The following is an 8,501-nucleotide window of genomic DNA, read 5'->3' on the forward strand; positions in this document are numbered from 1 at the left end:
AATCAGGATCCCGCCAAAGGATCGCCGAAGTGCCGCCAGTAGATCATCCAGAATGAAACGTTGCCGCTCATGTGGGGCGTGTATCGGTACAGGGTGTGTGTCGCCGCATTCGCCGGGCGAACCACGCTCCCGCTGATCCTGAGCTCTCCGCCAGGGGTGAAGCCCGCTGTGTTCCTGTCCAGGACGCGGGCTCCGTGCCAAATCTGTCTGCCGAAACCCTGGAACTGGGGCAACGTTCTACTGTCCATCTTCCCGCAGCCCATCGCCCAATCCAGGGCCCTTTGGTCGGGGTTTCTGCGGGACAACAAAGACTGCTCTTTCTGTAGAGTCGCCAGAATCACCTTAGGGCTGACGTTCCATGCCAGCGCAGCTTCCTCGATCATCTGGGCGGTGCTCATCATCACTCCGGCATGATTGGGGGCCCGGAAGTCTGCGAGAATCCCGGTCTGGCGCTCTAGGAACTGCTGGATCTGAGCAGCATTCATCGAGCGCGACGCCCTGAAGTTCGCATCGGTGATTATCAAATCCGGCGAGAAGCCATCGGGGGAGACTACCGATCCCGATACAGCTTGAGCCGCTGCCGCCGCTGCAGCCTCTGCGGCAGCCTGCCTCATCAGCTGGGCCAGGTCTGCGCCGAGCGCCTCGGCTCTAGCCTCCTGCTCGGTGATGTCCTTCTCGATTCGCTCACGTGCGAGGTCCGCCTCCTCCTGGAGATCGACCAGCCGCTCTTCTCTGTCGCTCAGAGTATGCCGAAGCCATTCGCTCTCCACCCGTGCGATCCTCATGTCCCTCAGAAGGTGGGCATCGCGCTCATTGATCAGGGAGAGATACTTATAGCGGGCGAACAGATCCGCAAGGGATTCAGCTTGGAACAGCAGTGTGATGGTGCTTTCCCACTCTCCTTGGTACAACTCGATCGCTCTGTCTACCAGCGCATTTTGTTTCTTGGCGAGTTCTGCATCAGCAACAGCTATCTGGGCTTCGACGTCGCTCACCTCGAGGCGCGCGGCCTCAAGTCTCTGCCCAATGCTCAGATACTCATTGATCTGCTGTTCTAGGGCGACCCTTGAGCGCTCGAGGGCATCACGCGCCGCTTGCTCCTCTGCACGCCTGGCTTCGATAGCAGCATTCGTCGATGCGCTGGCGCCTGGTTGGGCGAGACTGACGACGGGCGCAGTCCAAATCAGCGCAACTGTCAGTAGCGCCGTCAGAATACCGCTATGCGCCTTGGTGGAGAATGCCTGCATACGATCGATTCCTTGCCTGAAAGCTATGTCTTCGATGAGCCGTCCGCAAACAATGACAGCAGGAACGAAACGACGCTCACGACTATCCCTCCCAGGAACGCCGACCAAAAGCCGTCAATCGCGAATCCAATTCCGAGAAGGTCGCTGGAAATCCAGGCTGCCGCCCAAAGGACAAAGGCGTTTATGAACAGCAAGCCTATGCCGAGGGTGAGGACGACGAAGCCGCACGTGAGAAAAGTCAGCAGCGGCCTGAGCGTGGCGTTGAGGAGTCCTAGCACGATCGCAGTGATGCCGAACGCGATGAAGGCGCTATCCCCTTCCACGGTGATCCCGGGCACCAGAAAAGCAGCAACCACCAAAGCAATCGCATTTATCAGCCAGCGAATCAGCAGGTGCATCTTCCACCTCTCTGTCTCGAACAGCCTCCATACACATCCGCAACCGGACGAGCATAGATAAAATAGCACGTGTAGTGTCATGTAAGAAATGTTGTGCCTCGATCGAGGCTTGGCGTGAAGTGTGTGGCGGGAGTGACGGGGCTCGAACCCGCGACCTCTGGCTTGACAGGCCAGCGCTCTAACCGACTGAGCTACACCCCCGAGAGTTCGGGGTCTTCCCGAAGAAGACAGCGAACGGGATTGTACATTGTTACCGGCCTTGCTGTCCAGCCAATCGGTTTCTTAGGGGAGTACAAGCATGCCCCAACGGCTTATCCGAGCGATTAGGGAGCCTACGCGACACCCATTGGGTATCAATAGTTTAGACAGAACGCTTCCCATGGCGAGTCTCAATAACGGAGGTGGACCGATGAAAGCTGTAATCGACAAGGACAGGTGTGTCGGCTGCGGCGAGTGCGAAGAGTACTGTCCCGAGGCATTCCGGGTCGACGAGTCGGGTATCGCAATCTTCTTTGCCGAGGAGATGGGTGCCGAACTGTACGGCACAATCAGGGACTGCGCAGACATCTGCCCGGTTGAAGCGATCATGATCGTGGGATAGGTGCCCGTGATGATGACTCGTACACGATTGCCCGCGCAAGTGAGAGTGGTGGGCGATGAGGGATTTGAACCCCCGACTTCCTCCTTGTAAGGGAGGCACTCTCCCGCTGAGTTAATCGCCCGTCTCGGCTAAGCGCATCTGTGACATCCTACATCATCTCGGCATGATATTGCTGTAGCGACTTGACTCCGTCACAAGATGCCCGTCTAGCTGATATCCCATTCACCGCCGCCACCGCAGCAGCCGTGGTTGTGATATAGGGAACCTTGTATTTGATCGCAGCTCTTCTGATGTAGGAGTCGTCATACTCGCTGATCCTGCCGGCCGGCGTGTTGATGACGAGTTGGATTTCTCCGTTTTTGATCGCGTCCTCGATGTTCGGTCGCCCCTGATGCAGTTTCCTGATAACGGTCGCTGCGATTCCGTGCTCCGCCAGATACCCACAGGTACCTTCTGTTGACCGGATCTTGAACCCCAGTCGAACGAACTCTTGAGCAGCCGGAAGTATCAGCTCCCGATCACGCTCTGCAACCGTAATTAGCACGCATCCTTCCGTCGGAAGCTTGGCTCCAGCTGCTTCCTGAGACCGATGATACGCAAGACCAAAGCTGCTCCCCATACCGAGCACTTCACCAGTGGACCTCATCTCAGGTCCGAGCACAGGATCCACCTCGTGAAACATATTGAAGGGGAAGACCGCCTCTTTGACCCCGAAGTGCGGGAATGCTTTATGTACCGTGCTCGCGTCAGACAGCCCGTCGCCCAACATGGCCCGAACCGCGAGTTTTACCATCTCTACACCGCAGACTTTGGACACTATCGGCACCGTCCTCGAAGCGCGAGGATTGGCCTCCAGAACGTAAAGCGTGTCCCCAGCGATCGCATACTGGACATTCATCAAGCCGACCACGTTGAGCTCTACTGCCATCTTACGAGTGTAGTCTTGGATGAGCGCAAGATTCTCGGCAGATATCGAGACCGGCGGAATGACGCAGGCCGAGTCCCCTGAGTGGATACCGGCATACTCGATGTGCTGCATGACGGCTGGCACGTAGGCGAATAGGCCGTCGCAAACTGCATCGGCTTCACACTCGATGGCATTCTCGAGAAATCTATCGATCAACAGCGGATGGTCCGGCGTGATCTTGGCCGCCGACTCAACATAGCGCAGCAGCATGGACTCGTCGTGGACGATCTCCATCCCTCGTCCGCCTAACACGTAGCTTGGGCGGACCATGAGCGGGTATCCGATGCGCCGAGCCACCGAAAGAGCCTCGTCTAGCGCATAAGCCATTCCGGCGGCAGGCATTGGAATGCCGAGCATCCCCATCATCTGGCGGAAACGCTCGCGGTCCTCGGCAAAATCTATGGCCTCAGGCGAAGTGCCGAGAATCGGTATCCCGGCTGCCTCAAGTTGGGCGGCTAGGTTCAGTGGAGTCTGCCCTCCGAACTGAACGATGACCCCTTCGGGCTGCTCCTTCTCATAGATGGCGAGAACGTCTTCGAGAGTCAACGGCTCGAAGTAGAGTCGGTCGCAAGTATCGTAATCTGTCGACACGGTCTCGGGATTACAGTTGACCATGATCGTTTCGAAACCGAGTTCTTTGAAGGCGAAAGCCGCATGGACACAGCAGTAGTCGAATTCGATTCCCTGTCCTATTCGGTTGGGGCCACCTCCCAAGATCATGATTTTGCGCCGAGAACTCGTTTCTACGGCATCCACAGCGTTGTAAGTGGAGTAGTAGTAGTCTTTGCGGCCCTCGACGCCCGACACAGGAAGCGGCTGGAATCCCTGCGCGATTCCCAACGTCTTGCGCCGCTCTCGGATCGCGGCTTCATCGGCTCCTAGCAGCATTGCCAGGTATGCGTCAGAAAATCCGTCCTTCTTGGCCCTCTCAAGCAGATCGTCGGGAAGGACTGCTGGGCGCGAGCCAGAACCAGCGAGGCCCTTGGGGCCTGCAAAAGTCAGTATCTCGGTCTCCAGCTCGACGAGTTCGAGCATCTGCTCGATGAACCACCGCTTGACGAAGGTCTTTTCGTGGAGTCGATCGACGGTAGCACCCTTCCGAAGCGCCTCATACATGATGAAGTGGCGCTCGCTGGAAGGATGCGTCAGCATGTCCACGAGCTCTTCTAGAGGTCGCTCGTGAAAGTCTTTGGCGAAACCGAGCCCATGCCTTCCAATCTCGAGCGAGCGAACAGCCTTGTTTAGGGCTTCCTTGTAGTTGCGCCCCACGGACATCACTTCGCCCACGGCCCGCATCTGCGTTCCAAGCTCATCGATCGCTCCGGGAAATTTCTCGAAGGCCCACCTGGCGAACTTCACCACGACGTAATCACCCGAAGGCGTGTACTTGTCGAGGGTTCCATCACGCCAATAGGGAATCTCATCCAGAGTCAGGCCGCAGGCTAACATTGCGCTTATCAGCGCGATCGGCAGTCCCGTGGCTTTACTTGCCAACGCCGAGGAGCGGGATGTGCGCGGGTTGATCTCAATGACCGTGATGCGACCCGTGGTTGGATCATGGGCAAGCTGGACATTCGTGCCGCCGATCACTCCTACCGCGTCGACGATGTCATAAGCGTGCTGTTGCAGACGTTGTTGCACGGCTGGCTCAATGGTAAGCATAGGGGCAGTGCACAGAGAGTCGCCCGTGTGGACTCCCATGGGGTCGACGTTCTCGATGAAACAGACTGTGATTTTCTTGCCGGTGGAGTCCCGAATTATCTCGAGTTCAAGCTCTTCCCATCCCAGCACCGACTCTTCGATTAGTATCTGGCCCACTCGGCTGGCGTGGATGCCACGAGCAGCTATAGTTCGGAGCTCCTCGATGTTGTATGCCAGCCCGCCTCCGGTTCCACCCATTGTGAAAGCCGGACGAACCACCACCGGATAGCCTAGGTCGGCTGCAATGAGTTCAGCGTCTTTGACTGTTGTCACGACGGTGCTCTTAGGCATGTCGATACCGAGCGCATCCATCGTTTGCTTGAAGATCAGTCGATCTTCACCCCGCTGTATCGCATCCTCGCTGATGCCGATGATCTTGACGTTATAGCGATCGAGCACCCCGGATTGAGCCAGTTCCGCTGACAAGTTCAGAGCCGTCTGACCACCTAGGTTCGGTAAGAGGGCGTCCGGGCGTTCTTTTTCGATTATCTGTGTGATCGTCTCCACGTTGAGTGGCTCGATGTATGTGGCATCAGCCATGATCGGGTCTGTCATTATCGTCGCAGGGTTGGAGTTGACCAGCACGATTTCATACCCCAACGACCGCAGAGCTTTACACGCCTGAGTCCCCGAGTAGTCGAATTCACATGCTTGGCCGATGATGATCGGGCCAGACCCGATGATCAGCACCTTCTTGACATCGTCTCGGCGCGGCATTGAGCCCCTCTCTCAAGATTTTGAGTCCTGTTTGATTGTAATGCTTCCAGTCAGCAAGAAATAGCCTCAGATCAATGCTGCGGATATGCCAAGGCCCTACACTAAGACTTCTACTCGACTTCGATCACATGAAGAGTGAACCCATCCTCCTGTTCGATGTCCCTAAACTCGACTGCAACCAAAGTGTTGTGGTCAGCCGCGAATATCATCTCGAACCGCACTCCCGATTCTTCGGTTAGGTTCACATGACGGCTCATATCAGTCGCGTCGTACATTAGAAGATGCTGCCGGCTGTCGACAACGGCGACCCTAGAGCCGATGATTTCGAAGTAGTACACGGCTCTGTCCACGATCACAGGCCGAAACTCACTGGTGGCCGTCGAGTAGTAGCCAAACTGCTGAACGCTCCAGTCCCACTCGTAGTAGTTGTCGAAATTGATCGAGTAGAACCTATCCCTGAAGGCCAATGCGTATCCAGGGTATTGGAATTGGATGGCTCCCACCGGAAAATCCTCCACCGTAATCTCGTCGGGATTGACACCCCCGATCTGCGCCACTCGATAATAACCTTCTCCATCGCGGACATCGGTCCAAAGCAATCTGCCGTCCTCGAGGTCCAAGAACGCATTGTAGTAGCTTGGTATTTCGATATCGGCCACTTTGTGAGTGCTCCCAGTGGCTAGGTCATGGAACACTACGTCGTACTCGCCGTCCTCTCCCAAGTCCATCCACGCAACGGTTCCCCCGTCCAGTGCTGGGGCGAATACCGGCTGGGAGGACGCCACCACCGAGGTCTCTCCACCTCGGCGCGGCCGAGCCATTACCTCTTTGTCCGACTCCCAAACGAGCCATTCCTGATTCACCCTCATCCAGGAAATCTCTTCGGGCCAGGTCATGACGATCTTCCGCTGGCCCGTTTTGGGATCGACAGAGACGATCGTATCGTTGATCTTATTGCCGACATCCACAATAAGATACAACTGCCCGTCCACGGAGTTGACCGAACCATACTCGCGGTATGGAAGGTCTAGGGTCGATGCCGCAGAATAGAGATCTGCCGCTGAGCCGTCGTCTCTTTGAGGACTCCCTTCGCTTCGACACCCCAACAGCCCCGCTGAGGCCACAACAAAGGCCAAGAACAACACCAACTGTATTCGCTTCATCCCGCTCCTCCCGTCGAAAAGTCCCCACCCCATCGAGGTCGGGAGCCAGTCACCCGACTCCCGAACTCTCATGCTACCAAACCATGGCTAGGTTCGTTCCATCCTGATCAGCCCTGAAGCATGCTCTGAACAGCCCGTTCACAGTTGTACTTCCAACTGGGTCCCAAAAGATTCCAAAGAAGCGACTATCGAAATGTGGATCGACACTGCGCATCCTAACCGGCGCCGTCCTTTCATCGTAACCGCTTACCGATACATAGTGCCGTGCAGCATGTCCGCGGTATCGCGGAATGTATTGCGTCTCCGCCAGAATGATAGGAACCGAGCCCGGTGAGGCCGAAAGCGAACTTCCGATGCGCAAAATGAACGCCTGTCTAGGATTTGACTGGTTAGTCAAGTCGGAAGCGACGTACGTGAATCTACCAAACGTGCCGCTATAGGAATTGAGTGCCCTGGCAATGCCGGTGCTGGTACTTCCTTCAGGGACAGTGCCTATGCGTCCGGCCAGGGTGGCCTGAGACGGAAGCGCTACAGCAGATCTGCTGAAGGTTCTGTGCCAGCTGAGACTCTGCCTTGCTGAGGCAGGGCCACACCAATTAGTCCTCTCCTGCCTGAAGGCAGGGACGCTCTTGGTGACCAGTCCGAAACGACCCTCCTCGATAATGCCCAGCGCCCCGATTGTGCCTGAAGCCACTGCTGCGCCTGACTCAAGTGCCCTCTCCTTGGCGACAGTCAGATCCTCCCACATCTTGGCCTCCGCAGCAGTCAGAGTCGAATCATCAGCCAGTGCGCCCGTCACGGATGACCCGGAAGCTACTGGTGCCGCGAATGCGGAGCTGGCTGTCAGTGCTCCCACCAGCGCGACCCCCACCACGAGTCGGATGACCCGTGGCAACCTCGCTTGTCTCGAAATCATGATATCCCCCTCGATATCTCAACTTGCCACAACAATACTCGGCGCATCCGATGGGCCTCTCCCCAGCACCATCGGTGCATTCTTACTAGGCTTCCATAGGCAACACCCTCTCTGCTTATGTCCCCTGACAGACCCCTTCGGCTATTCGTAAGCCCGCAATCCGAAGGCGTGCTTCAGTTGTAGCAACGGGGCCTATAAGGAACCTACACATTATCGAAAACGTGTCGCGCGATGCTCCGCCCGCTTACTGAGATGCGGGGTGTGGCCAGCGCCATTCGCGTATGGCCGGTAGGTCCTCTCCGTACTTGTTGATGTGCTCACGGTGCTCGACTAAGGCGTCGCGGATGAACTGCCCGGCGTATCCGGCGATCGGGGCGAGCGCTGAGACGCGGTCGATCACATCCCCAAACAGGTGGTACCGGTCGATGTCGTTGCGCACGGCCATGTCGAAGGGGGTGGTCGTGGTCCCTTCCTCCTTGTAGCCGCGGACGTGCAGGTTCTTGTGGTTGGTGCGCCTGTAGGCGAGGCGGTGGATCAGCCAAGGGTAGCCGTGGAAGGCGAAGATGATTGGCGCGCTCGTGGTGAAGAGCGCATCGAACTCCTTGTCGGTCAGGCCGTGCGGATGTTCCTCGGGAGGCGTGAGCGTCATCAGGTCGACGACGTTGACCACTCGGACTTTGAGATCCGGTGCCCACTCGCGCAGCAGTGCGACCGCGGCGAGCGTCTCGAGCGAGGGCACGTCGCCGCAGCAAGCCATCACGACATCCGGCTGCCCGCCGAAGTCGTTGCTC

At 57.2% G+C, this 8,501-nt stretch carries 7 protein-coding genes and 2 tRNA genes; 1 reads left to right on the top strand and 8 read right to left on the bottom strand.

Annotation, left to right across the window (positions count from 1 at the left end):
- Positions 1–2 precede the first annotated feature (2 nt).
- From M1617_05850 to M1617_05860, 3 genes are all read right to left on the bottom strand, one after another.
- The gene (locus tag M1617_05850; protein ID MCL5887802.1) at positions 3–1,247 is read right to left on the bottom strand and encodes a hypothetical protein; all 1,245 of its coding nucleotides are present in this window, start codon (positions 1,245–1,247) and stop codon (positions 3–5) included.
- A gap of 23 nt (positions 1,248–1,270) precedes the next feature.
- Positions 1,271–1,645: a phage holin family protein gene (locus M1617_05855; protein ID MCL5887803.1), complete on the bottom strand. Its 375-nt coding sequence runs from the start codon at positions 1,643–1,645 to the stop codon at positions 1,271–1,273.
- 124 nt (positions 1,646–1,769) lie between these two features.
- A tRNA-Asp gene (locus M1617_05860) sits at positions 1,770–1,846 on the bottom strand.
- A 208-nt stretch (positions 1,847–2,054) separates the two neighbouring features.
- Here M1617_05860 and M1617_05865 point away from each other — a divergent pair.
- Positions 2,055–2,246 (top strand): ferredoxin, encoded by a 192-nt coding sequence (locus M1617_05865; GenBank protein MCL5887804.1) that lies wholly within the window; start codon positions 2,055–2,057, stop codon positions 2,244–2,246.
- Between the two features lie 46 nt (positions 2,247–2,292).
- Here the strand turns inward: M1617_05865 and M1617_05870 are convergent.
- The 5 genes from M1617_05870 to M1617_05890 form a co-directional block, all read right to left on the bottom strand.
- Positions 2,293–2,367, bottom strand: a tRNA-Val gene (locus M1617_05870).
- Between the two features lie 27 nt (positions 2,368–2,394).
- Positions 2,395–5,631: a carbamoyl-phosphate synthase large subunit gene (carB, locus tag M1617_05875; protein ID MCL5887805.1), complete on the bottom strand. Its 3,237-nt coding sequence runs from the start codon at positions 5,629–5,631 to the stop codon at positions 2,395–2,397.
- Between the two features lie 110 nt (positions 5,632–5,741).
- Positions 5,742–6,794 carry a hypothetical protein gene (locus M1617_05880; GenBank protein MCL5887806.1) on the bottom strand — a complete coding sequence of 351 codons (1,053 nt, stop codon included), beginning with the start codon at positions 6,792–6,794 and terminating at the stop codon, positions 5,742–5,744.
- A gap of 73 nt (positions 6,795–6,867) precedes the next feature.
- A complete protein-coding gene (locus tag M1617_05885; GenBank protein MCL5887807.1) occupies positions 6,868–7,710 on the bottom strand; it encodes a C39 family peptidase in 843 nt (280 codons plus the stop codon).
- A gap of 244 nt (positions 7,711–7,954) precedes the next feature.
- The coding region (locus tag M1617_05890) for a phosphoketolase (GenBank protein ID MCL5887808.1) at positions 7,955–8,501 on the bottom strand (547 nt) is incomplete at its 5' end.

This window comes from Actinomycetota bacterium, assembly GCA_023488435.1.
Taxonomy (GTDB): domain Bacteria; phylum Actinomycetota; class Coriobacteriia; order Anaerosomatales; family UBA912; genus UBA912.

Coding starts and splice junctions, on each gene's coding strand:
- M1617_05880 (MCL5887806.1), bottom strand. CDS start 6,794: ATGAAGCGAATACAGTTGGTGTTGTTCTTGGCCTTTGTTGTGGCCTCA.
- M1617_05855 (MCL5887803.1), bottom strand. CDS start 1,645: ATGCACCTGCTGATTCGCTGGCTGATAAATGCGATTGCTTTGGTGGTT.
- M1617_05885 (MCL5887807.1), bottom strand. CDS start 7,710: ATGATTTCGAGACAAGCGAGGTTGCCACGGGTCATCCGACTCGTGGTG.
- M1617_05850 (MCL5887802.1), bottom strand. CDS start 1,247: ATGCAGGCATTCTCCACCAAGGCGCATAGCGGTATTCTGACGGCGCTA.
- carB (MCL5887805.1), bottom strand. CDS start 5,631: ATGCCGCGCCGAGACGATGTCAAGAAGGTGCTGATCATCGGGTCTGGC.
- M1617_05865 (MCL5887804.1), top strand. CDS start 2,055: ATGAAAGCTGTAATCGACAAGGACAGGTGTGTCGGCTGCGGCGAGTGC.